Source organism: Streptobacillus ratti, assembly GCF_001891165.1.
GTDB lineage: Bacteria > Fusobacteriota > Fusobacteriia > Fusobacteriales > Leptotrichiaceae > Streptobacillus > Streptobacillus ratti.
In genome coordinates, this window is sequence record NZ_LKKW01000023.1 from 1 (window position 1) to 24,428 (window position 24,428).

The window sequence follows — 24,428 nt, forward strand, 5'->3', positions numbered from 1 at the left end:
TTATCTCACAACATTTTTTAAATTGGTGGTATATAGAACTTCCCATAAAAAGCATCTGTCTTAAAAGTATTAATAATAGCTTTTTCATCTACTTCTAAAATTGCTCTAACAATATCATTAACTTCATAAACAGATACTACTGTGTAACAAATATACACTGTTTCTTTTAAATAAGCTCCTGAACCAACAGTTTTTGTCATACCATGTCTATATTTACTTATATACATCTCTGTTACTTCATCACCTTTTTTAGTCATAATTTGTAACGTAATTCGTCTGTATCTGTTATAGAAAGTATCTATAACTTTAGTTGTAATAAATTGGAATACTATTGAATATCCTGCACCATCCCATGTAAACATATATCCAAAAAATAATATTACTGACATATTAAATATGAATATGTATATCCAAATAGATTTATTAATTTTATTAGAAATATATAAAGCAATAAAATCAGTTCCCCCTGTTGAGCCACCCACTTTTAAAGCAAGTACCATTTGTAATCCATGTACTACTGCCCCTATAGTTAAGTTTAATAATATATTCGTAAATAGTGGTTCAAATTTAAAATACTTCAAAAAAATTGAAGTTAAAGCTATATGCAATAAAGATAAAAATACAAATTTTTTACTAATTTCTCTTGCACATAGTAGTGCCACTGGAAAATTAAGAACTATTAGTAAAATCCCTACAGATAAACTTATACCAAAATTTGATAATATCATATTTATTAATATAGATAATCCTGTAAATCCACCTGTTAATAATTTTGATGGAATTATAAATACCTCTATAGTGTATGACTGTATAAAAGCTGATATCATTATTAAAATTATTGGTAAAATCATTGATTTATATTTCTTAAACATTTTTTTCTCCCAATATATTTAAATTTCTTCTATTACACCTTTATTTTTCCAATATGTTGCAATATATACAAATGGTGTATCTAAAGCAGATGTAATAATTTTTAAGAAATAAGTTGAAAATGTAATTGTTAATATTAATGAAATCGGAAATACTCCATAAAATGCAATAAAATTAAATATTAAATTATCTAATACTTGACTTAATAGTGTACTCAAATTATTTCTTATCCAAATATTATTAAAGTCTGGATATATTTTCTTAATTATTTGATATAAATTAATATCAACATTAGATGAAATAACATAAGCAAGTAATGATGCAACTGTAAATCTAATAAACGGAGTAAATATAGCTGCTAAATGAACCTGGCTAGTATCATTACTAGATGGAGCTAATATTAATGCAATATTCATTACAACCGTTGTAAAAATCATAGTTAAAAATCCTATACCAACAACTTTAGCTGCTGCTTTTTTACCATAATTTTCAGATAAAATATCAGAAATTAAAAATATAGAACTATATGCTATATTTCCTAAAGTAGTTTCTATTCCAAACAAATAAACCAATTTATTAACCTGTACATTTGCAAGTATAATAGATATTGGAGCAAATATCATAAGACCAACTTTTCCCCATTTTCTATAAGCAAATAAGATTACAGAATAATTGATTAAAACATATAGAAGCCAGATAACTTCGTTACTTTTAAAAAGATTCAACATTTTTCCTCCTAAATTTTCTGTTCAACGCTGCCACCTATGAACATCTATATTATATTTTTAGTCAACAATTACTATAACATTTTCTTCTGGATATGTAAAGCCATTTTTTTCTATTTTATTATTACCATTTACCCATTTGTATAAATATTCTATTGTATCATCAGCATTTCTTACACATTTATGAGATAAAGGTACTGTTCCAAGTTTTGACTCAGTTACTTTTTTTCTTTCTTCTCTATTTTCCTTAGGTTCAAAAGTAGATGGTATTCCATGCAAATAACCTCCACCAGAAAATCTAATTGCAAATTTAGCATCTCCAATTATTATTGGCTTTTCTCCTATTTTTTCTCCCTTAGAATTTAGTATAGGTTCTTTTTCAGTATCTGAAACATAAAGCATTATAGGTTTAGTATATGGAACTAAAAAATCTCCATATGGTGTTACAAATCCTACTCCTTTAGTTATTCCTGTAGTTACATATCCCACTGTATTAACATTAAATATATTAGTATCTTTATTTCTTTCAATTGTAACTTGAGTTTGACTATTTCTATCCACATATATAAATTTATTGATAATTTCATTTATATTAGATTTTTTAAGTCTTTTAAAATAACCTTTAGGTATTTTATATATTTCATCACCATAAGACAGTGTTTTAATATATACATACTTATCATCTACACTATCTAATACTAGTAATGATCTATCAGGTAAATTAATATACCCCTTACTAAAATATGCTTTAATACTTTGATTTGCTGCATTTCCATATTTATCTTTCTCACCGTCAATTTCTGTATTTAAAGAAATATAACTATCTAAATAATAAATTTCTTTTTCTTCATTAATTGCAGAAATAATAAAATTATTTATTTTATTTGCCTTTTCAACTGCCTTTTGCCAATTAAATCCTCTTATTTCAGAATTTTTAGCATAAATATAATGCTTTTCATTCTTATACATTACCTCTAACCATTCTTTATTATCATCACCCTTAATAATTCCAAATAAAGGTAATCTTGTCCCACGTTTGATTTTACCAATAATCTTACTACCTTTTGTTGTAGGTAAATTTCTAATGTTAGTAGTAGTTTTTATATAAGCAAAATTATTTAAATTTTTATCAAAATATTTGTCAAATTTTAAATCTAATGTAATATTTTCATCTAAATCATTAAATTTTTGAATATATTCAAAAGATGGTTCTTCTACCTCTTCTTCATTTATTAATTTTGCTCCCTCAATTTTATATTCATTTTCTTTTAACTCAATATCTTCTTTTTTATTTTCAATATTAATAACTTTTTCTATTAATATGTTCTCTTCATTACTGTAATTAATACTATATATACCAAAAAATAATACCAATAATAAAAACTTTTTCATTTGACCTCCTATATATCAACTGAAACAATTCTTGATTCTCCCACTTCCTTATTCATAGTAACACCATATAATCTATCAGAGCCTTTCATAGTTTCCTTATTATGTGTAATTAATATAAACTGTGATTTATCAATAAATCTTCTTAATAATTCTACTATTTTTTTTGTATTAGCTTCATCAAGAGCTGCTTCTATTTCATCAAAAAAAGTAAATGGTGATGGTTTAAACATAAATATTGCCATTATAAATGAAACTGCTAACATTGATTTTTCTCCACCAGATAATAGCATTAGAGTTTGTTCAGGTTTATTTTTATACTTTACACTTAATTCTAATCCTGTTGTTAATATATTTTCAGAATCGGTTAATTTAATATCTCCTTTTGCACCATAGAAAATTTCTGAACACATATATTTAAAATTATTTTTAATTTCATTAAATGCAAAAGTAAATTTATTTATCATATCATTTTCTATATTAGTTATCAACGATTTTATAGAATTTGAACTATTTTCTAAATCTTGTTTTTGTGAAACTAATTCTAAATATCTTTCATTTTCAAAATTATATTCATCTATAGATGCTAAATTTACACTACCTATGTTTTCCTTTTTATTTTCTAGTTTAGTAATATTTGATTTAACTTGACTAACTTTATCTTCTTCAAGAGGATTATAGTTAAAATCATTAATTATACTTTCCTTACTTTCATGTAAATCTTCTAATTTTTCAATTAAATTTTCAAGTTCTTTAGCATTTCTACCTATATTTTCAGATAATTTTTCAACTATATTTATCATTTTAATAGTCTCTTTTTCTAATTCATTTATTACAGTAAAATGATTAGTTTCATCTCTTTCAAGTTCTTTTAGTAAAATTTCATCATTTTTTATCTTTTCAGAAAATATATTTTTATTTTCAGTTAATTCATCAACTAACTTATTTTTTTCTTCAATATCTTGATTATATTTACCAAACAATTCATCTTTATTATGTTCAAATATATCTATTTCTTCAAGATCATTTTTTACCTTACTATACATAACTTCAAGCTCATCTTTAGAATTTTTTTTGTTTGTTAATTTCTCATTTAATACTGCAAAATCAACTAACATATTATGTAATTTTGTTTGATGTCTATCAACATCTTCAATTTCTCCTAATTTAAATTCTAATTCTTCTCTTTCATTATATATTTCTTCAATAATATTCATAGATTTATCTATTTCTTGTATATTCTTATCAATTTTATTTGTATTTTCAACTATCATTAAATTACTATCTTTAATTTCATAATTAATTGTATCAATTTTTCTTTCAAGACTCGATAATTCATTATTTTTTAAATCAAGTAAATACTTAATATCGTTATATTCTAATTTAAATTTATTAACTTTTTCATTTTCAATATTTAATTTTTCATCTAAAATAGAAATTTTTGTATCAATATTATTATATTCATTTTCAAGTTCTATAATTTTATCATCAAGTAATGTTATTTCTTTTCTAATAGCATTTAATTCTTCTCTTTTACCTAAAGTTAAATCTACTTTATTTTTCTTATATCCTCCAGATATTCTCCCTCTTGAAGTTACAAGATCTCCATCTAAAGTAATTATTCTATCGTTATATCCCTTTTTAATTAGAGCATTTGCAATATCTAAATCTTCTACAATTAAAGCATTTGAAAAAATATGATCAATTAATTTTTCATATCCTACTTCCTTTATTTTAACTATATTTCTTGCAAAATCTATAATACCATTACCTTTAATTTCATTTAATTTAGTTGAAACCTTAATAGTATCTAAAGGTAAAAATGATATAGTTCCTATCTTCCTATTTTTTAATTCACTAATATATTTTTTACTTTCACTAGCCCTTTTTATTACTATATCATTTAAACTATATCCAACTAAAGTTGAAATAGCTGTTAAATATTTTTCAGGTATTTGTAATAAATTAGAAACACTATCAACTATATTTTCATCATCTTTAAATGTATCAAGAATAAATTTACTAGAAGCTGTTAAAAATACATTATCATCTAAAGTTTTTTGTATAGAATTTAATTTTGAAATTTTAGCTTCTTTCTCAAATATTATTTTTTGTCTATTAGTCGCAATATTTTTTCTATCTTTTTCTAATAGTAAAATTTCATCTGTATAATGTTTTTGATTATTTAAAATATCCTTATTAAATTCTTCCTGAGATGTTTGCTTATTTTTTATAGATTCATATTCTAATTTAATTTTTTCAGAATTTAATAATAATACATTTTTTTCTTCTTCTAATTTATTAATATTATTTTCTGTTAATTTATTCTTTCTTTCTAAATCTTCATTTTCCCCTCTAAGTCTATATCTTTTCATCTCAATTTCATTTATAGCTTTTTCATGTAATGATAACTTTTCTTCCATTTCATTACGTAACTTAGTAAGGTATTCTATTTTTTCTTTAAGTAATTCTATATTTTCATTTTTCTTAGTATATTCTTTAGTTAGTGTATTTATTTCTTTAACTTCAACAGATAATCTTTCATTATATGTTTTTTCATCTTGCATTAACTTATCTTTTATAGCTAATTTTTCTGAAAGTTTTACTTCATAATTAGATTTTTCTCTAATAGATGTATTTAAATCTTCTTTTATTTCTTCCAATTCTTTATATATATTACTTAATTTATTTTTTTCATCCTCAATATTTTGAATTAAATTATTTTTCTTTTCCCCTGTATTTATTAAGGATTTTTTTTCTAATTCAAGATTAGTTTGTATATCTTCAATTTTTTTATTATTTTCTTTTTTTTCTAAATTTAATTTATCTTGTTCTATTTCTATTTTATTAATACTATATTCATAAAGCATGTATTTATTAACATTAATTTGATGAACTATACTATTGTATAATCCAGCTTTTTCGGATTCTTCTTTTAATCTTTTAACTCTTTGTTCAAGTTCTTTTTCAACATATATTATTTTATCTAATTCAACTTGTACATTTGATAATTTTTTTAAAGCATCTTCTTTTTCAACCTTAGCTCTTTTAGTTCCAGCAGCCTCTTCTAAAATTTCTCTTATTTCCTTAGGATTAGACCCTATAATTCTTTCTACTCTACCTTGTCCAATTATAGAATAAGCTTGCTTTCCTATACCTGTATCCATAAAAAGATTATGTATATCTTTTAATCTTGATTTTCTATTATTTATTAGGTATTCTCCATCGCCATTTCTATATATTCTTCTAGTTATTTTAACTTCATCTGCTTCATAATCTAAATATCTATCTGTATTGTCAATTACTAAACTTACTTCTGCACTATTTGCATGTTTCTTATTTTTTCCACCAGAAAAAATTACATCACTACTCATAGCAGCACGTATATTTTTATAACTTTGCTCTCCTAATACCCATAATATTGCATCTAAGATATTACTCTTACCACTACCATTAGGCCCAACAATAGCTGTAATTCCTTGAGTAAAATCAATAATAGTCTTGGTTGAAAAAGACTTAAATCCATTTATTTCTAACGCTTTTAAATACATTCTTATTCCTCTTAATCCTTAAATTTAATTATTAATTCATCTATTCCTAATTCCAATTTAACTATCTCTATTCCAGCATTACTTAACATTCTTCTTGAAGCAATAGAACTATCTTTATCCTTATGTTTGTCTGAAAAAAATACAACTTTTGAAATTCCTGTTTGTATTATACTTTTTGCACATTCATTACATGGAAAATGTGTTACATATATAGTGGAACCTTTTAAATCTCTATTACTATTTAAAATAGCATTTAATTCTGCATGAACTACATAAGCATATTTTGTATTTAAAAAATCTCCCTCTTTTCCCCAAGGAACTTCATCATCACTAGAACCTATAGGAAATCCATTGTATCCAATTCCAACAATTTTACTATCTTTTACTATACAAGCACCTACTTGTGTAGCAGGATCTTTACTTCTATTTGCTGATAAAAATGCTATCCCCATAAAATATTCATCCCATGATAAAAAAGTTGTTCTTTTCATATTACCTCCTATTTAACTTTACTTTCAATATATCCGTCGTAAAAAGAAGTTTTTATAGTATTTCCTGAACTAACTTCTACACTTCTTTTTATTATCTTTCCATTGTATGTAGTAATAGTGTATCCTTTTTTAAGAATATCTTCATTTGAATGCTTAGAAACAGATAATCTAAGATTTTCTAATTCAAGTTTTTTCATATCAATCTTATTTTCCATTGTTTTTGATATTTTATCAATTTGAGATTGTAATAATATTTTAAAGCTATCAACTTTAGTAGTTAAATTACTAATATTCATTTTAGATTTAAATACTTCTATATTATTTTTATCTCTATCAATTCTTAAATTAAGTGCTTTTTCTATTTTAGTTTCTAATTCAGATATTAATATTCTTTTTTCATTAACCTTATCTACAAGATTTCTTATAATATATGAATTTTTTAAATTTTCTAGTTCTTTACTTAAATTTTTATACTTATTTTCTAAAATTTTACTAACTTTATCTTCTAAAGTATTTAAAGTATATAAAACATCGTCATATTTTGTAATAATTTTTTCAGCAGCCTGTGTAGGTGTTGATGCCCTTAAATCAGCAACATAATCTGAAAGTAATGTATCTGTTTCATGACCAACTGCTGATACAACAAAGATATCAGAAGAATATATAGCCTCTATTACTTCTCTTTCATTAAAAGCCCATAAATCTTCTATACTTCCTCCACCACGTCCTACTATTAACGCATCTAAATTATATTTTTCTTGATTTTCATTAAAATATTTTATTGCCTCAACTATTTCTTCTTTTGCACCAATTCCTTGAACTTTAACAGGATAAAGAAAAATATCTACATATTTATCCCTACTATGTGTAGTATTAACTATATCTCTAATAGCTGCACCAGTTTCAGCAGTAACTACACCTAGTCTTTTAACCACACTAGGAATTTTTTTCTTTTTATATACATCAAAATATCCTTTTTCCATGTATTCTTTTTTTAATTCCTCAAGTTTTTCGTAAAGATATCCTATTTTATTCATCTTTTCTAAAGTATCTACATTAAAAGTTAATTCACAACGTGGTTTATAGAAAGAGATATCTGCAACTATATTTATTTTATCTCCTTCTTTTAAATCTCTTGGTATGTTTTTATATAAATAACCAAAAGCTGTACATTTAATTTGTGCATTACTATCTTTAAGTGTAAAATAAAGATGTCCTGTTTTATGATAAGTGATATTAGAAATTTCTCCCTCTATAGATACTTTCTTCATTTCACTACTTTTAATAAATCTTTCAACTAAAGTTACAATTTCAGAAACAGTTAAATTTTTATTCATATTTTCCCCTAAACATTATCATAGTTTTCTTTTTTATACCCTATTATTACCTTATCTCCATCTATTAATATAGGTCTTTTAACTAACATACCATTAGTTGATAATAGTTCTAATTTTTCATCTAAACTCATAATGTCTAGCTTATCTTTTAATTTCATTTCTTTATACAAGATACCACTTGTATTAAATAACTTCTTTATATCCAATCCAGATTTTTTATGTATTTCTCTTAATTCTTCTTTAGTTAATTTATCTTCAACTATATGTCTTTTTTCTAAAGTACAACCTTTTTCTTCTAAATGTTTAAGTGCTTTCTGACAAGTTGAACATTTAGGATAATGTATATACTTCATCTACATAACCTCCATCAATACTTTTTTTAATTCATTAAGTTTATTTCTTCTATTTATAGCTTCTTCATATTGATAGTTTTCAGCAAATTTTTTCATTTCTGATTCTACCTTTTTAATTTCTTTTTCTAATTCTTTTATAGACTTAAATGTTATTTTACTTTCCTTACTTTCTTCTATTTCCTCTGTATATTCAAGTAATGACTCAGTTAAATGAGCTTTAACATTTTTAGGAACTATATTATTTTCCTTATTATATCTTTCTTGAACCACACGTCTTCTTTCAACCTCATCTATAGCTTCTTTCATAGACTTAGTTATTTTATCTGCATATAATATTACATGACCATTTACATTTCTTGCAGCCCTACCCATAGTTTGTATTAGCGATCTTCTTGACCTTAAAAATCCCTCTTTATCTGCTTCTAGTATTGCTACTAATGAAACTTCTGGTAAATCAAGACCCTCTCTTAAAAGGTTAATTCCAACAAGAACATCAAATTCTCCATTTCTTAAACCTTTAACTATCTCTACCCTATCTATAGTAGATATTTCAGAGTGCATATATTTAACTTTAATTCCATAATCTAAGTAATACTCTGTTAGTTCCTCTGCCATTTTTTTTGTAAGTGTTGTAACTAATATTCTTTCTCCTCTTGATACTCTCTCTTTTATATCATCCATTAAATTATCAACTTGATTTTTAGTTGGCCTTATTTCTATACTTGGTTCAACAATACCAGTAGGTCTTACAAGTAATTCTACTATTTCTCCATTTGATTCATTTATTTCATAATCACTAGGAGTTGCTGATACATACACTACTTGTTCTACCTTATTAAAAAATTCTTCATGTCTAAGAGGTCTATTATCTAAAGCACTCGGTAATCTAAATCCATGATTAACTAACATTTCTTTTCTGCTTCTATCTCCATTAGACATACCACCTATTTGTGGAACCATAATATGTGATTCATCTAAAAATACTATAGGAGCTTCAGGGAAATAGTCAAGTAAAGTATATGGTGCTTCTCCTGATTTTTTCCCTGTAAGATATCTTGAATAATTTTCCATTCCTTTACAATATCCTATTTCCTTTATCATTTCTAAATCATATTCTGTTCTTTGCTTTATTCTTTGTGCTTCAACTAATTGCAATCTATCTTCAAAGTATTTTACTCTTTCAACCATTTCTTCTCTTATATTTTGAGTTAAAACATTAGTATCTACTTCAGATAAATAATGAGTAGCAGGCATAAGATTTAATCTTTTAATATCTCTTATTTTTTTATATGTTAAAGTGTGTAATTCAGAAATGCTTTCTAATTCTTCATCAAAAAATTCAAACCTATATACAATATCTTGATATATAGGGTAGACATCAATTACATCACCTTTTACTCTGAATTTAGCTCTTTCAAGAATAGTGTCATTTCTTTCATATCTAAGAGATAATAAAGACTTAATTAATTCTTTTCTTTTTATACCACTTAAAGCTATATCTACATAAAGACTTCTATCTGCATATGAATTTGGAGAACCTAATCCATAAATTGCTGAAACAGATGCAATAACTATAACATCTTTTCTATTTAAAAGTGCTGCCGTTGCCGCATGTGTTAACTTATCTATTTCTTCATTAATTGCAGAATCTTTTTCTATATATGTATCTGTAGATTGTATATATGCTTCTGGTTGATAATAGTCATAATATGATACAAAATATTCTACTGCATTTTCAGGAAAGAATTGCTTATATTCATTATATAGTTGTGCTGCCAGTATCTTATTAGGTGCCATTATAAGGGCAGGTCTATTAAGCTCTTTAATTATATTAGCTATAGTAAATGTCTTACCACTTCCCGTAACACCTAATAAGATTTGATCACTAATCCCATTTCTTATATTTTCAACCACTTTTTTAATTGCTTCTGGTTGATCACCTGTAGGCTTGTAGTCTGAATGTAATTTAAATTCCATATTTTTCCTTTATTTTAAATTATCATCTATTTGTTTTAAAATATTTGATGGATTTTCAAGTAAAGTTCCATATCTAAAGAATATAGAACCATTAACTGCATCATATTTTTCATTTAATTTAAGTTGTTTTTCAAGTTCTAATCTATCTTGCCATGGTTTTGGTTCAATATATTTATATATTCCATGTCCTACATATAAAGGAGTGTTTGTTTCTTTTGATTTTTCTGCCCACCATTTAACTAATTCTTCATAATCAGCTTTTTCAAATCCAATATTCCAATATATTTGAGGTGCAATGTAGTCTACCCATCCCTCTTTCATCCATTTTAAACTATCTGCATATAGCGAATCATAGCTTTGTAATCCTTTAGTCTTTGATCCTTTAGCATCTGTTTCATAGTTTCTCCATATTCCAAATGGACTTACACCGAATGATAAATTAGGTTTAATTTTATGTACTGAAACTGATAAGTTCTTTATCATATTATTAATGTTATCACGTCTCCAATCACCCCTAGTATTATATCCTGAACCATACATTTCAAATTCTTTTTGATCTACATTATCTCCAAGTTTTGAAGTTGCTGATGGATATGGATAGAAATAATCATCTAAATGAAGACCATCTATATCATATTTTTCAACTATTTCTTCTATAGCTCTTGAAACATAACTAACTACTTCTGGATTACCAGGATTCATATAGAATTTACCATCATATTCAAATATCCATTCTGGTTTTCTTTTAACTATACTTTTATCTGATAATTTATTTAAGTCTGTATTCATAGATGCTCTATATGGATTTATCCAAGCATGTAATTCTATTCCTCTTTTATGTGCTGCATTTATTGCATATTCTAATGGATCATATCCTGGATTCTTATTTTGTTTTCCAGTTAAATAAATAGACCAAGGTTCAAATTCAGAACTATATAGTGCATCAGCTGCAGGTCTTACATGGAAAAATACTGCATTTAATCCCCATTTTTTAATATTTTCCATCATTTCATCTATTTCTCTTTTTTGCTCTTCCATAGATGTCGTTTTTGGGAAGTCAAGATTAACTACAGTCGCTGCCCAAACACCTTTAAGATTTTTATTAATTTTTCTATTTTCTCTTTTAAAAATTTCTTCTGTTAATTTTTCATTACTTAATATTTCTTTATTTGTAGTCTTAGAAGTTATTTTTATTTCAGTTTCAGTAACTTCACCTAATTTATATTTAGCCTTATAGTCCTTATATAAGTCTTTCTCTTCTACTACTGATGAACAAGATATTAAAAATCCTACGAAAGCTAAACTAGCTATTATTTTTTTCATTTTTACCTCCATTATTTTATAACTATTCCTACACCATCACCAAAAGGTAATAATGTAAAATTATATCTATCATTTAAATGATTAATAAACTCTCTTAAATTTCTTACCAATGTCTTATATCTTTTAGGAAATTCATCTTCTGCAACATATCCTCTAAACATAATATTATCAATAAAGATAATTCCACCTTTTCTTAATAACTTATATGAATGATTATAGAAGTCCTTATATTTACTTTTTCCTGCATCTATAAATACAAAATCAAATTCCTCAGTTATATTAGGCAATACATTTATAGCATCATCATGTATACTATTTATATATTCACTTAATCCAAATTCTTTAAAATTTTCATTTGCTTTTAAATATCTTTCTTCTTCTATCTCTATTGTTGTTAATTTTCCATTATTTTTTTTACATATTTCTGCTAAAAAAATACCTGAAAACCCTGTTGCAGTTCCTATTTCTAAAATATTTTTAGCTTTAATATTTTCTGCTAAAAATACCATATATTTTAAAACCTCTCTAGTTATTATTGGTATCTTTTCTTCTAGTGCTATTTTTTCAATTTTTTCTTGTTTTTCATTAAATTTATATAAGTTTCTAGCAAAATTGCTAGAATTTTCAAAATTTATTATCATAAAAATCCTTTCACACTTTTACTAAATTATATCATAAAACATAGAAAAAAGCTATTTTTTCTAACATTTCCATATATTTAATAATTTTTTAGTGTAGGTTGTTTTACTTTCTTTTAATATATTACCTCTTTCAACTATTTCTCCATTTTTTAATACTAAAATATCTTCTGTAATATATTTTAATAATTCTACATTGTGAGTTATAAATATTATTGTTTTTCCATATACTTCATTTAATTTTTTTACTATATCTATAATCTGCAATTGTAAATGAATGTCAAGTGATGATATTGCTTCATCAAATATATATATATCAGGATTAAATAAAATTGCTCTTGCAATCACAAGTCTTTGCTTTTCTCCTCCAGATAATATATTTACATTTTTTTTTAAATCAATATGACTTAAAGATACAAATTCAATAATTTCTTTTATTTTATTAATATCAATTTTTTCTTTCTTTACTATATACACCTCTTCAAGTACATCTAAAATAGAAAATCTAGGGTTAAGAGAAGAACTGTATTCTTGATATATCATGGATACTTTACCATTTACTTTTAATTCTCCATTACTTACTTTAATAATTTTAGATATTATCTTGCCTAAAGTACTCTTCCCACTTCCACTTTCTCCAACTACAGCTAAAAGTGTTCCCTCATTTATCTCTAAATTAATATCTTTTAGCACTCTAACATTTTCAAAATTTTTATTTACATTATTAAGTTTAATCAAATTCATCTTCTAACATCCTATTCATAGCATCAATATATTCTATATTTGAATATTTTTTTAAATCTTCAACTTTTTCTACTTCAATAATTTCACCGTTGTTTATAAATATTATCCTATCACTAAATTTTCTTACTGCATTAATATTGTGTGTAATTAAAAGAACGGATATGTTTAAATTAGCTACTAAATTCAATATCTCATATTCATTAATATTATCAAGACCTGTAGTTATTTCATCGCATATTAAAAGCTTAGGATCCATCATTAAACATATCGCTATAACTATTCTTTGTTTTTGACCACCACTTAATTCAAAAGGATATTTTTCTAATACATTTTCATTTAAATTTAAATCATTTAATATCTTTTTAGCTTTAATTATGGCATCTCTTTTATTTAATCTTTTATGATAAATTGATGCCTCAATTATTTGCTCTTTAATTTTTAATACAGGATTTAAACATTCTGCAAAATCTTGAAAAATATATCCTATTTCTACATCGCTAATATCAATATATTTAACTGTCCCATCTAATTTTAATTTAGACATACCCTTAATAGCTCTAGCTATTTGACTTTTACCACTACCTGAACTACCAATTAATGATAATATCTCATTTCTATTTATATCAAAACTAATATTATTAATAATATTTTTATCAGGAGCTGATATACTTAAATTTTTAATTTCTATCATTTTCATATATACCTCCAAAAAATACTGTTATTATAATTAAAATTAGACTTGCAAAAAGAAATTGTTTAGGACTTATTAATAATCTTGAAAATCCAGATGATATCAAATTACCTAATGATGGTCTTGGATTTCTTATTCCTATTCCCATAAAAGATAAATAACTTTCAGTAAATATTATCCCTGGTATCATCAATGTTAGTCTTACAAGGATTATAGGTAATATATTAGGTATTATATGTCTTTTTATTAAATAAAAAGGTGTTGCACCCATATTTTTAGCAACTTCAATATAGTTATGTAATTTAACTTTTTTTACTTCATTTCTTACAAGTATACTAAGTCTTAAACTTCTAGTAAAACTTATTGAAAATATTAATAAAATTAAACTGTTTCCAAATATTAATAGTATAAATATTACGATAATAATACTTGGTATTGAAAGTAAAAGTTCTATTATCATCATAAAAAATTTATCAATAAATTTACCATAGTATCCCATTACACTACCTATAATTATGCTAGAAATTAAACATATTATACATACTATACTAGCTAACAGAAGTGATATATATATACTTTCAGATAATCTTGCAAGTAAATCTCTACCAAGATAATCTGTTCCTAAAATATGATTATTTTGAAAAATACTTAATTCTATATAATTTAAATCTTGATCACTATAATTAAATTTATTAAAAAGTTTTTCAATAACTACAAATATTATTAGTGAAAGTATAAAAAACATAGATTTAATCTTCTTATTCATTCTCTTTCACCCTCAATCTTTTATCAAAAATTAATATTAATATATCCATTATATTAAATAGTGTAACAAGAATTATGGTATAAAATATAGTTAATCCCATTATCATAGGATAATCTCTGTCTATTATTGATGTAGTAAAATATCTACCAATACCAGGAACACCGAACAAGGTTTCAATTATAAATGACCCTGTAATTAAAGAAATAACATAAGGTATTAAACTAGATAATAAAGAGGGGGCAATATTTTTTAATATATGTTTAATTACAATATAGTTTATGCTAAGACCTTTACTTATTGCAAATTCTACATAATTTTTATTTATCTCCTCTTTTATTTTCTTTCTTAGTAATTTAAATATTATTGGTAAATAAAACAATACTAGAGTTAATACAGGAAATATTTTTTCTCCTTTTCCATAATAACCCATGATACTTAATTTAGGCAATCCTAACAATCCTTTATGTATATACACGGCATAATATTGCAATAATCCAGCTAAAACAAAGCTAGGAACTGCTATTAACATACTAGATAGTTTTACAAATAATTTATCCATAAACTTATAATTTACAGAAATAAGTGAGAATATTAAAGCAAAGAAAGTTGAAAAAGATAAAACTCTTATTCCTAAATCAAGTGATGTAGGAAAATTGTTATTAATAATATCTACTACTCTTAAATTAGGATATTTAATTGACTTTCCAAAATCTCCATTAACAATTTTTTTCATATACTTTATATATTGTTCACTAATAGGTTTATCTAAATCATATGTTTTTATTATTTGATTTTTAACAGTTTCATCTAATTCATCATCTATAATATTATTAGGAAGAGAATGTATCATGAAAAAAGTTAAAGTTATAACTGAAAATATTACTACCAATCCTCTTAGTATTTTTAAAAAAATTTTTTTTAACATCTATCCTCATTTCTAATATAAAAAAACTATCTCTTATACAAAGAGATAGCCAAACTAATCCTATTTATTATATTATTTAGAAACTACGTTTGTTGCTTGTGGTCCTTTTTCTCCATCTTCAATATCGAATTCTACTTCTTCACCTTCGTTTACTGTTTTGAATCCACCTTTATTTATTTTTGAGAAATGTAAGAAATAATCTTTCCCATCTTCACCTGAAATAAACCCAAATCCTTTTTTTTCGTTAAACCATTTAACTTTACCTAACAAAATACTTCCTCCTATTCATAATGGCATATGCCAATTTATAACAAATTATACCATGTTTTCAAGAAAAGTCAATAGAATTATTATGTTAATTAAATTTTCTGTCTAATTTTATCTCATAATTTAGGAATTTAATATAGTAACATTTAAGATACATTCTATCTTTTTTTTGATAATTTCCATATTTACTATCTCCTATTATTGGATATCCTATATCACTTAAATGTACTCTAATTTGGTGTTTTCTACCTGTAATTAAGTCTATATCAAGAAGTGCTTTGAAATCTTTTATCTCTATTACTTTAAAATATGTTTTAGCTTCCAACCCATCTTTTGATACTTTAACCTTATCTTCAAGTATTTTTATTTTTTTATCAGAAAAAAATTCTTCATTTAATTTGAGATTTTTTTGTTCCACTTTAGCAATATATCTCTTTATTATATTTTTATTTTTTATTTCTTCATTCACTTTTCTAAGTATTTGTAGATTTTTACAACCTATTACAAGTCCTTCTGTTTCTAAATCCAATCTATTTGCAAAATTTACATTTGTATTATTATAATACACCTTTGCCATTTCAGATAATCCATATTTATGTTTATCTCCTTTGTGCATAGGCATGTTATTAGGTTTATTTACTATAAATACATCATCATCTTCAAATACTATCATTTTTTTAAATAAATCAACATTTATTATTTCTTTTTTCACTTTTCTTTCCATAACTATTTTAGCAGAATCTGGAAAAAAAATTTCATCATTTAGTAAAAGTCTATAATTTTCTTTACTTTTTTTGCCATTTACTTTTACTAATCCTTTTCTTATTAATGAAAATATTATAGATAAACTTTCTTCTTTAGAGTATTTTCTCATAAATTTATCAAGTCTAACATTTACATGTTCCTCATCTACTAAGTATCTATTTATCATCTTCATCTCCATTATATATCTTAATACTTTGTATTAAGGATATCATTAAAAATGAAGATATAAATGAAGAACCACCATAACTCATTAAAAGTAATGGTTTACCTGTAACAGGAACTATTCCTAAAGTCATTCCAACATTTATTATAACATGAGCTAAAAATATTCCTGATATTCCATAAAGTATTACTCTACCATAATCATCAATAATTTTTCTGGAAATATTTATAATTGCATATATCAAAAAGAAATATAAGGACAGTACTAATGTTGAACCTAAAAATCCTATTTCCTCTCCTATAACAGAAAAAATAAAATCAGTTTGTGGTTCTGGTAAAAATTTTAGTCTACTTTGACTACCCTCTAAGTAACCTTTACCTGATAAACCACCAGAACCTATAGATATTTTAGATTGAGCAACATGCCAACCTTTATTTTTTAAATCCTTTTCTGGATTAAGAAAAACTTCAATTCTCGTTTTTTGATAGTCTTTTAAGACAAACATATATGTTGGCACACTCATAATACCAAGCATCATAAATATTATTATTATAGGCTTAACATTGGCATTAGATAAATATAGCATACATAAAAAAGAAAAACATAATATTAATGTTGTACCTAAATCTGGTTGTAATAATAGTAAGCCTAATATAGGAATACCTGGAATAAATGCTAAAACAATTGATTTAAATGAATTAATACCATTAGGAAATTTTTTTACAAACCAAAATGAGTATATCATTATCAAAAATATTTTAACGAACTCTGATGGCTGAATTTGAGTAATACCAATATTAATCCATCTTCTTGCTCCAAGTTTTACAACACCAAAAAATCTTGTATATAATAAAAGTAATACTGAAAATATATATATTGGTTCTATTATTTTCTTAGTAAATCTATAATCTATAAATAAAGAAAGCATAAGTATTAAAGTCCCTACAAATGTCCACAATAAATTATTTTTTACATAATACATAGACCTTGTTGCACTATATACAAATGATGTACTTATAAATACAAGTAAATACACTATAAGTAATAATGATTTATCTAATTTATGTATACGATTTCTTAATTTCGCATAACTTCTTTTACTAAACATCTATATCTCCTATTACACAAGTACTAAAATCATTTAATAAAACTCTTGCTTTATCATTTATGTCTTTTACTGTTATACATAATAACATATCAGCAATTTCTTTATCCGTAAATACTTTTCCAAATACTTTATACATATTTAATAATCTTCCAACAATCTTATTATTTTCTTTAGCTGTAGCTCTATTTGAAAGAATTGAGTTTTTAACTTTTTCTAATTCTCTTTCAGTAACTCCATCTTTTTTTATAGTTTCTAATATTTGTAATGTAACTTCTAAAGATTCTTTATATTTATTAACAGATGTACCTATATATATACCAAAAGTTTTTAAATTTTTATAATCAAAATTCATAGCATTTACAGAGTAGGCTAAACTTCTCTTCTCTCTAATTTCTTGAAATAATCTTGAACTAAATCCATCTCCTATAATCATTTCCAAACATGTATCTATAAAATAATCTTTTAAAGTTCTTTCTTTTACATTATTTTTAGTAAGAATATATACATTTACTTGGTTTATTTCCTTTTTTTCTCTATAATCTATTTTCTTTAATTCATCTTTTTCAAAAACAATATTAACTTTATTTTCATTTAATTTTGAAAAATGTTCTGTAATCTGTTTAATTAATAATTCTTCATCAATATTACCAGAAACTGATATAACTAAATTATCTCTTGTATAATTTCTTTTATAATAATCTATAAGCATTTCTCTTGTAACACTATTTACACTTTCTTCAGTTCCGATAATATTATACTTTAAATTACCCTCAAATAAATTTTCCTGCATTTGTTCAAATACCACAGACCAAATATCATCTTTAGACATTCTTATTTCCTCAAATATTATTTCTTTTTCTTTTTTTATTTGATCTTCTGGAAATATTGGATCTGTAATCATATCAAAAAATATTTCTGTTGTTTCTTTTTGTTTACTTGATAAAGAAGTAAAATAATAATTAGTAACTTCTTTTGAAGTATACGCATTATATTTTGCACCATAAAAATCCATTTCTTCTGATATTTCAAAATTATTTCTTTTATTAGTACCTGTAAATAACATATGTTCTAACATATGAGAAATACCTTTTTCATTTTCTTTTTCATTAACAGAACCTGTATTAAAACATACAGAAATTGTAAATGAAGCATCATCTTCTATCTTATTTATTAATATTTTTATCCCTAATATATCTAGTATCTTCACCATAAATTATATTCCCTCTTTTATTTCTTTTAAAAGCTTTCTCTTAAAATTTTTTTCAAGATTATATGTTCTAAAATCATCTAATCTATTTTTTATAAATTCTGGAAATAGTGAATTATATGCTCCAGAATGAATAGAAATGTATTCAACTACTATAGAATTATACAAAACTTCTTTAACATTATTAAATTTACTTGATACAAACAGCATTATAATAATAGCAAATACAATTATAATACTTGCTTTTACAAAGCCAAATACTGCTCCAAGTAATTTATTTACAATCCCAAGAGGTGTCATACCTATTAGTTTTGTAAGCATATTAATCATTAAAGATACTAATAAATATAAACCTAAAAATATAGCAATGTATACAATGTATCTAGTTACTACATTATCAGCCCTAATATTAGCTATTAATTCTACTATTGGTAAAAACATAGGTGTAAAATATATCACTATTACTAATTTAATTAAATTAAAAGCTGATTTTACAAAACCATTTTTATATCCCATAATTACAAAAAATAGTGTTAATATAATTATCAAAATATCTAATATCATTTTTCCTCCATCCATATTCTTTTAACCCTATATGAAACTGCACATAATAATTCATAACTAATTGTATTTAATTCTTTGGCTAAATCTCCTACTAAAATATTATTTCCAAATATTTCTACATAATCATCTACTTTAATATCATCATCTACTTTTATCATAAATTGATCCATACATACATTTCCTACAATAGGGTAATATTTACCATTAAAATATACATTTGATTTGTTAGACATAGCTCTAAACATACCATCTGCATAACCACAAGATACAGTTGCAATTTTTTCTCCACAATGAGCTAAATATGTTTTAGAATATCCAATATATGTATCTTTTTCTAAAGTTTTAATATGATTTACCCTAGCTTTAAATGTCATAACAGGTTCAAAAATATCTGTCATCTCTGCACCATACATTATTATTCCTAATCTATACAAATCATATTCATTATAATTATTAATACTACCAAAGCTATTTAATATATGTTTGTATTTAACATCTAAATCATTAACAACTTTATTAAATTTTTTTATTTGCATACTTGTATAATCTTCATCATTATCAGCAGATGAAAGGTGGGAATATATTCCAACTGGTTTAAGCATACTATATGCCCTATATATTTCATCTTCCATAAATCCTATTCTACCCATACCTGTATCTAAGGCATAATGAAAATTTCCATTTATCTTATTTTTTAATATATATTCTATGTCTTCAAAACTAGAGATTGTTAAATGTATTCCCTTTGAAACTGCATTTTTAATATCATCTTTCACAATAGGGGATAATATTAAAACATTAACCTTTGGAAACATGCTTAATATTTCTTCAGCCTCTTCAAGTCTTGCAACTCCAAAAAAGTTTATTCCTTTTTCTATAGATTTTTCAACAATTTTTATAGCTCCATGACCATAGGCATTTGCTTTAACTATAGCCATTACTTTACTAGCAGGTATTTTTTTTAATATTTTATCTAAATTTTTCTTAAAAGCATCTAAATTAATTATTGCATAAGCATTCATATTTATCCACCAGCTTTAATATTTTATTTAAAACTTCATCAAAAGTTAAATTATCTGTATTAATTTCAATAGCATCTTCTGATTTCCTTAAAGGGGAATGTTCTCTATTCATATCCTCATAATCTCTTTTAATTATATCTTCAAGTATTTTTTCATACTCTAATTTCTTATCCTCTAAATATCTTCTTTTTGCTCTTACTTCAGCTGAAGCATTTAAATATATTTTAATATCTGCATTTGGAAATACTACTGTCCCTATATCTCTACCATCTAATATTACTGATTTATTTTTTGATATTTCTCTTTGTAAATCAACCATAAATTCTCTTACTTCCTTAATTTTAGATACCTTTGATGCCATCATAGATACATTATTTTCTCTAATTTCTTTACTGACATCTACATTATCTAAATAAAAAGTACTACCTTTAATATCTATATTTAATTCTTTTAATACATCGCTGATATTATCTAAATTTAAATTATCTTTTATCATCTTATATCCTAATAATCTATACATAGCACCTGTATCTAAATGAGCTATATCAAGTTTTTGGGCTATCGACTTTGCAACTGTACTTTTTCCACTACCAGAAGGACCATCTATAGCTATAATCATAATTTCACCTCTATATTTTTTCGTAAGATAAATTTATTCTATTAATACTTAATGTTTTACCTGTTTTAGTATCTATTTCAACTTCAATTCCATTAATTCTTTTATTTTCTTCACAAACAGTATATCTAACTGGCATACCATCTTTAAATTTTTTTATAATCTCTTTTCTATTCATACCAATTACACCATCATGACCACCTGTCATACCTATATCAGTAATATATCCTGTTTTATTTAATAATATTCTTTCATCTGCTGTTTGTATATGTGTATGTGTTCCATATACAAGAGAAGCCTTACCTGCTAAATTCCAACCCATAGCATTTTTTTCAGATGTTACTTCTGCATGAAAATCAACTATAATTATATCTGCCTTGTCTTTTATTTCTTCATATAATTCATCAATTGACAAAAATGGACAATTTACTGTATTCATGTATACTTTTCCTTGTAAACTTACTACTGCTATTTTAACATCATTTTTTTTAATTATAGTATATCCTTTACCTGGACTATTCTTAGAGAAATTATATGGTCTAATTATTCTATCTTCACTATCTAAATAATCATATATTTCTTTTTTATCAAAACTATGATTTCCTAATGTAATGACATCTACACCATAATTAAACATACTTTTAGCATTATTTGGAAGTATTCCAAATCCTCTATCTATATTTTCAGCATTAACTATAATAAAATCATAATTATTTCCTCTTTTAGATAAAAATTTAAATAATACATTTTCTCCTGATAATCCAACTACATCTCCTATAATTGCAAATTTCATATTTTCCCCATTCTAAAAATTTAAGCAGCCAATTAAATTATGACTGCTTAATATTCAACTTAATTAACTTAAAATTACTTTGCATATTCAGTTGCTCTTGTTTCCCTAACTACTGTAACCTTAATTTGTCCTGGATATTGCATTTTTTCTTCAATATCTTTAACAACATTTCTTGATAATATTACTGCTTGATCATCAGTAATTTCTTCTGGTTTAACAATCAATCTTAATTCTCTTCCAGCTTGTATAGCATATGAACTTTCTATACCTTGATGTGAATTTGCTATTTCTTCTAATTGTTCTAAACGTTTTAAGTAATTTGATAATGTTTCACGTCTTGCACCAGGTCTTGCAGCACTTATAGCATCTGCTGCCTGAACTATTATAGCCTCAACAGAAGTTGGTTCAACTTCATTATGATGTGCTTCAACTGCATTAATAACTATAGCATTTTCTTTTGAGAATTTTCTTAAAAACTCTGCTCCATTAATTGCATGTGAACCCTCTTGCTCATGTGAAAATGCTTTACCTATATCATGTAACAATCCAGCTCTTTTAGCATAATCAGCATTAACACCTAATTGTGTAGCAAGGCTAGAGCATAAATGAGCAACTTCAATTGAATGTTGCAATACATTTTGACCAAAAGATGTTCTAAATTTAAGTTTCCCTAAAGTTTTTAAAACTTCTTTAGGCAATGCAGGTATTCCTACTTCTAAAATTGCTTCTTCTGCTGCACTTATCATAGAATTTTCTACTTCAGATTGTGATTTTTCAACTAATTCTTCTATCTTAGTTGGATGTATTCTACCATCTTGTATTAATTTTTCAAGTGTTAATCTTGCAACTTCTCTTCTTACACCATCAAATGATGAAAGTACTACTGCCTCTGGTGTATCATCAATAATTAAATCTACTCCTGTTGCAGCTTCTAATGCCCTTATATTTCTTCCCTCTTTTCCAATTATTCTACCTTTCATTTCTTCACTAGGTAATTGAACAACAGAAATAGTAGCATCTGCAACATAATCTGAAGCAGCTTTATTAATAGCTATTGCAATAGCAGATTTTGCTATTCTATCCTTTTCTCTTTCTAAATTATATTCATAATCTTTAATTAAACGTGCTTTATCATAATCTAATTCATCTTCTAATTTAATTAATATTATTTCTTTTGCTTGTTCTGAAGTTAAACCTGAAATTCTTTCTAATTCTTTTTCTTCTTTTTCTATCATTGAATTTAATTCATTTTCAATTTCAACAATTTTTTCTTTTCTTTCTTCAAGTTTTGCTTCTTTTTCCTCTAATTTATTTGTTCTTAATTCTAAATTTTCTTCTTTTTTAGCAATTCTTTCTTCTTTTATTAAAAATTCTGATTTCATTACTTTAATTTCTTCATCAGCTAATTTTCTTTGTGCTAATAGTTCTTCTTTAATTTTTAAAGTTTCTTCCTTTTTAAATGATTCTATTTCTCTTTCTACATCTTTTTTTGTAGTTTCCAGTTTTCTTTTTAAGTCAAATATTTTTAACTCTAAATCACTATATTCACCATATTTTTTAGTAAATTTACTTTTAGTAATATTAAATCCTACTAAAACTATTAATACTGCAACCAAGATGATTAATGTATAAATAATCATTTTTTCTCCTTTCTTTTTTATTATCATTCAACACTATCAATCATCCATTTGCCATTATATTTTTTCCAGATTACATCAAAATACATTGTTTCTGTTTCATAATTTAATAATAATATAGATTTTGCGGTATTTGTATTTATTATTTCTATCTCTTTTGAAAAAACTATTAAAAATTTTGAAAAATCATATTTTGATAAACTTGATAATATTATCCGATTTCTTAGTGTTGTAGTCATTCTTTTTTTTATTTCGTCTTTATTATCTATTTTTGCTAAGTCAATAATCTCATCTTGTACTTTAATTACTTCTTTAAAAATTTCATTTCTTTCAAAATTATTTATTGTACTGATTTTATTTATATTTGAGCAACTTATTAATAGTAAAAAAAACATTAGAAATATATATTTTTTCATATTATCTCCCATAATATTCAGTCTATCATATTTTGAATTTTTTTTCAATTATTTTTAAAAAAAGACTAGATAACCTAAATTCCAAAAGTA

The 24,428-nt window shown here is 24.4% G+C and carries 24 protein-coding genes; all 24 read right to left on the minus strand.

Annotated elements, in window-relative coordinates:
* Positions 1-17 precede the first annotated feature (17 nt).
* Positions 18-872, minus strand: coding sequence for a YitT family protein (locus tag BT993_RS04790; protein ID WP_072593485.1), 855 nt, complete (start codon positions 870-872; stop codon positions 18-20).
* A gap of 18 nt (positions 873-890) precedes the next feature.
* The gene (locus tag BT993_RS04795) at positions 891-1,598 is read right to left on the minus strand and encodes a queuosine precursor transporter (RefSeq protein WP_072593486.1); all 708 of its coding nucleotides are present in this window, start codon (positions 1,596-1,598) and stop codon (positions 891-893) included.
* Positions 1,599-1,655: 57 nt separating this feature from the next.
* Positions 1,656-2,987 carry a L,D-transpeptidase gene (locus tag BT993_RS04800; protein ID WP_072593487.1) on the minus strand — a complete coding sequence of 444 codons (1,332 nt, stop codon included), beginning with the start codon at positions 2,985-2,987 and terminating at the stop codon, positions 1,656-1,658.
* A gap of 8 nt (positions 2,988-2,995) precedes the next feature.
* Positions 2,996-6,535, minus strand: a complete 3,540-nt coding sequence (gene smc / locus BT993_RS04805; RefSeq protein WP_072593488.1) for a chromosome segregation protein SMC — start codon at positions 6,533-6,535, stop codon at positions 2,996-2,998.
* An 11-nt stretch (positions 6,536-6,546) separates the two neighbouring features.
* Positions 6,547-7,026, minus strand: coding sequence for a deoxycytidylate deaminase (locus tag BT993_RS04810; protein WP_072593489.1), 480 nt, complete (start codon positions 7,024-7,026; stop codon positions 6,547-6,549).
* 8 nt (positions 7,027-7,034) lie between these two features.
* Positions 7,035-8,363: an exodeoxyribonuclease VII large subunit gene (gene xseA, locus BT993_RS04815; RefSeq protein ID WP_072593490.1), complete on the minus strand. Its 1,329-nt coding sequence runs from the start codon at positions 8,361-8,363 to the stop codon at positions 7,035-7,037.
* A gap of 8 nt (positions 8,364-8,371) precedes the next feature.
* Positions 8,372-8,716 (minus strand): arsenate reductase family protein, encoded by a 345-nt coding sequence (locus BT993_RS04820; RefSeq protein WP_072593491.1) that lies wholly within the window; start codon positions 8,714-8,716, stop codon positions 8,372-8,374.
* Positions 8,717-10,693, minus strand: coding sequence for an excinuclease ABC subunit UvrB (gene uvrB / locus BT993_RS04825; RefSeq protein WP_072593492.1), 1,977 nt, complete (start codon positions 10,691-10,693; stop codon positions 8,717-8,719). It lies immediately after the preceding gene.
* Between the two features lie 9 nt (positions 10,694-10,702).
* Positions 10,703-12,016 (minus strand): glycoside hydrolase family 10-like protein, encoded by a 1,314-nt coding sequence (locus BT993_RS04830; RefSeq protein ID WP_072593493.1) that lies wholly within the window; start codon positions 12,014-12,016, stop codon positions 10,703-10,705.
* Positions 12,017-12,027: 11 nt separating this feature from the next.
* On the minus strand, positions 12,028-12,657 hold the full coding sequence (locus BT993_RS04835; RefSeq protein ID WP_072593494.1) for an O-methyltransferase: 630 nt from the start codon (positions 12,655-12,657) through the stop codon (positions 12,028-12,030).
* Between the two features lie 60 nt (positions 12,658-12,717).
* On the minus strand, positions 12,718-13,398 hold the full coding sequence (locus tag BT993_RS04840; RefSeq protein ID WP_072593495.1) for an ABC transporter ATP-binding protein: 681 nt from the start codon (positions 13,396-13,398) through the stop codon (positions 12,718-12,720).
* Positions 13,385-14,095, minus strand: coding sequence for an ABC transporter ATP-binding protein (locus BT993_RS04845; protein WP_072593496.1), 711 nt, complete (start codon positions 14,093-14,095; stop codon positions 13,385-13,387). Before BT993_RS04845 ends, BT993_RS04840 begins: the two co-directional genes overlap by 14 nt.
* A complete protein-coding gene (locus BT993_RS04850; protein WP_072593497.1) occupies positions 14,076-14,855 on the minus strand; it encodes an ABC transporter permease in 780 nt (259 codons plus the stop codon). Before BT993_RS04850 ends, BT993_RS04845 begins: the two co-directional genes overlap by 20 nt.
* On the minus strand, positions 14,848-15,780 hold the full coding sequence (locus BT993_RS04855; protein ID WP_072593498.1) for an ABC transporter permease: 933 nt from the start codon (positions 15,778-15,780) through the stop codon (positions 14,848-14,850). The genes BT993_RS04850 and BT993_RS04855 overlap by 8 nt, the downstream gene beginning before the upstream one ends.
* Before the next feature lie 72 nt (positions 15,781-15,852).
* Positions 15,853-16,050 (minus strand): cold-shock protein, encoded by a 198-nt coding sequence (locus BT993_RS04860; protein WP_012858943.1) that lies wholly within the window; start codon positions 16,048-16,050, stop codon positions 15,853-15,855.
* Positions 16,051-16,135: 85 nt separating this feature from the next.
* Complete coding sequence (locus tag BT993_RS04865) at positions 16,136-16,978, minus strand: pseudouridine synthase (protein ID WP_072593499.1); 843 nt, start codon at positions 16,976-16,978, stop codon at positions 16,136-16,138.
* On the minus strand, positions 16,968-18,083 hold the full coding sequence (gene rodA / locus BT993_RS04870; RefSeq protein ID WP_072593500.1) for a rod shape-determining protein RodA: 1,116 nt from the start codon (positions 18,081-18,083) through the stop codon (positions 16,968-16,970). The genes BT993_RS04865 and rodA overlap by 11 nt, the downstream gene beginning before the upstream one ends.
* Positions 18,076-19,293, minus strand: a complete 1,218-nt coding sequence (locus BT993_RS04875; protein WP_072593501.1) for a M16 family metallopeptidase — start codon at positions 19,291-19,293, stop codon at positions 18,076-18,078. The genes rodA and BT993_RS04875 overlap by 8 nt, the downstream gene beginning before the upstream one ends.
* Before the next feature lie 3 nt (positions 19,294-19,296).
* A complete protein-coding gene (locus tag BT993_RS04880) occupies positions 19,297-19,854 on the minus strand; it encodes a CvpA family protein (protein ID WP_072593502.1) in 558 nt (185 codons plus the stop codon).
* Entirely contained in the window at positions 19,851-20,876 is a 1,026-nt protein-coding gene (alr, locus tag BT993_RS04885; protein WP_072593503.1) for an alanine racemase, read from the minus strand. Before alr ends, BT993_RS04880 begins: the two co-directional genes overlap by 4 nt.
* The gene (cmk, locus tag BT993_RS04890) at positions 20,854-21,495 is read right to left on the minus strand and encodes a (d)CMP kinase (protein ID WP_072593504.1); all 642 of its coding nucleotides are present in this window, start codon (positions 21,493-21,495) and stop codon (positions 20,854-20,856) included. Before cmk ends, alr begins: the two co-directional genes overlap by 23 nt.
* A 10-nt stretch (positions 21,496-21,505) precedes the next feature.
* Positions 21,506-22,285 (minus strand): TIGR00282 family metallophosphoesterase, encoded by a 780-nt coding sequence (locus tag BT993_RS04895; RefSeq protein ID WP_072593505.1) that lies wholly within the window; start codon positions 22,283-22,285, stop codon positions 21,506-21,508.
* Between the two features lie 74 nt (positions 22,286-22,359).
* Positions 22,360-23,925 (minus strand): ribonuclease Y, encoded by a 1,566-nt coding sequence (rny, locus tag BT993_RS04900; protein ID WP_072593507.1) that lies wholly within the window; start codon positions 23,923-23,925, stop codon positions 22,360-22,362.
* A gap of 23 nt (positions 23,926-23,948) precedes the next feature.
* Entirely contained in the window at positions 23,949-24,338 is a 390-nt protein-coding gene (locus tag BT993_RS04905; RefSeq protein ID WP_072593506.1) for a hypothetical protein, read from the minus strand.
* Positions 24,339-24,428: the final 90 nt, after the last annotated feature.

Bases quoted from the DNA above. Each gene is read 5' to 3' on its own strand.
- BT993_RS04830 (WP_072593493.1), bottom strand. From the start codon at position 12,016: ATGAAAAAAATAATAGCTAGTTTAGCTTTCGTAGGATTTTTAATATCT.
- BT993_RS04855 (WP_072593498.1), bottom strand. From the start codon at position 15,780: ATGTTAAAAAAAATTTTTTTAAAAATACTAAGAGGATTGGTAGTAATA.
- BT993_RS04865 (WP_072593499.1), bottom strand. From the start codon at position 16,978: ATGATAAATAGATACTTAGTAGATGAGGAACATGTAAATGTTAGACTT.
- smc (WP_072593488.1), bottom strand. From the start codon at position 6,535: ATGTATTTAAAAGCGTTAGAAATAAATGGATTTAAGTCTTTTTCAACC.
- BT993_RS04845 (WP_072593496.1), bottom strand. From the start codon at position 14,095: ATGAAAATGATAGAAATTAAAAATTTAAGTATATCAGCTCCTGATAAA.
- rodA (WP_072593500.1), bottom strand. From the start codon at position 18,083: ATGTTTAGTAAAAGAAGTTATGCGAAATTAAGAAATCGTATACATAAA.
- BT993_RS04835 (WP_072593494.1), bottom strand. From the start codon at position 12,657: ATGATAATAAATTTTGAAAATTCTAGCAATTTTGCTAGAAACTTATAT.
- uvrB (WP_072593492.1), bottom strand. From the start codon at position 10,693: ATGGAATTTAAATTACATTCAGACTACAAGCCTACAGGTGATCAACCA.
- BT993_RS04880 (WP_072593502.1), bottom strand. From the start codon at position 19,854: ATGATATTAGATATTTTGATAATTATATTAACACTATTTTTTGTAATT.
- BT993_RS04895 (WP_072593505.1), bottom strand. From the start codon at position 22,285: ATGAAATTTGCAATTATAGGAGATGTAGTTGGATTATCAGGAGAAAAT.
- BT993_RS04820 (WP_072593491.1), bottom strand. From the start codon at position 8,716: ATGAAGTATATACATTATCCTAAATGTTCAACTTGTCAGAAAGCACTT.
- BT993_RS04810 (WP_072593489.1), bottom strand. From the start codon at position 7,026: ATGAAAAGAACAACTTTTTTATCATGGGATGAATATTTTATGGGGATA.
- rny (WP_072593507.1), bottom strand. From the start codon at position 23,925: ATGATTATTTATACATTAATCATCTTGGTTGCAGTATTAATAGTTTTA.
- BT993_RS04875 (WP_072593501.1), bottom strand. From the start codon at position 19,293: ATGGTGAAGATACTAGATATATTAGGGATAAAAATATTAATAAATAAG.
- BT993_RS04850 (WP_072593497.1), bottom strand. From the start codon at position 14,855: ATGAATAAGAAGATTAAATCTATGTTTTTTATACTTTCACTAATAATA.
- alr (WP_072593503.1), bottom strand. From the start codon at position 20,876: ATGAATGCTTATGCAATAATTAATTTAGATGCTTTTAAGAAAAATTTA.
- BT993_RS04840 (WP_072593495.1), bottom strand. From the start codon at position 13,398: ATGAATTTGATTAAACTTAATAATGTAAATAAAAATTTTGAAAATGTT.
- BT993_RS04790 (WP_072593485.1), bottom strand. From the start codon at position 872: ATGTTTAAGAAATATAAATCAATGATTTTACCAATAATTTTAATAATG.
- cmk (WP_072593504.1), bottom strand. From the start codon at position 21,495: ATGATTATAGCTATAGATGGTCCTTCTGGTAGTGGAAAAAGTACAGTT.
- BT993_RS04795 (WP_072593486.1), bottom strand. From the start codon at position 1,598: ATGTTGAATCTTTTTAAAAGTAACGAAGTTATCTGGCTTCTATATGTT.
- BT993_RS04905 (WP_072593506.1), bottom strand. From the start codon at position 24,338: ATGAAAAAATATATATTTCTAATGTTTTTTTTACTATTAATAAGTTGC.
- xseA (WP_072593490.1), bottom strand. From the start codon at position 8,363: ATGAATAAAAATTTAACTGTTTCTGAAATTGTAACTTTAGTTGAAAGA.
- BT993_RS04800 (WP_072593487.1), bottom strand. From the start codon at position 2,987: ATGAAAAAGTTTTTATTATTGGTATTATTTTTTGGTATATATAGTATT.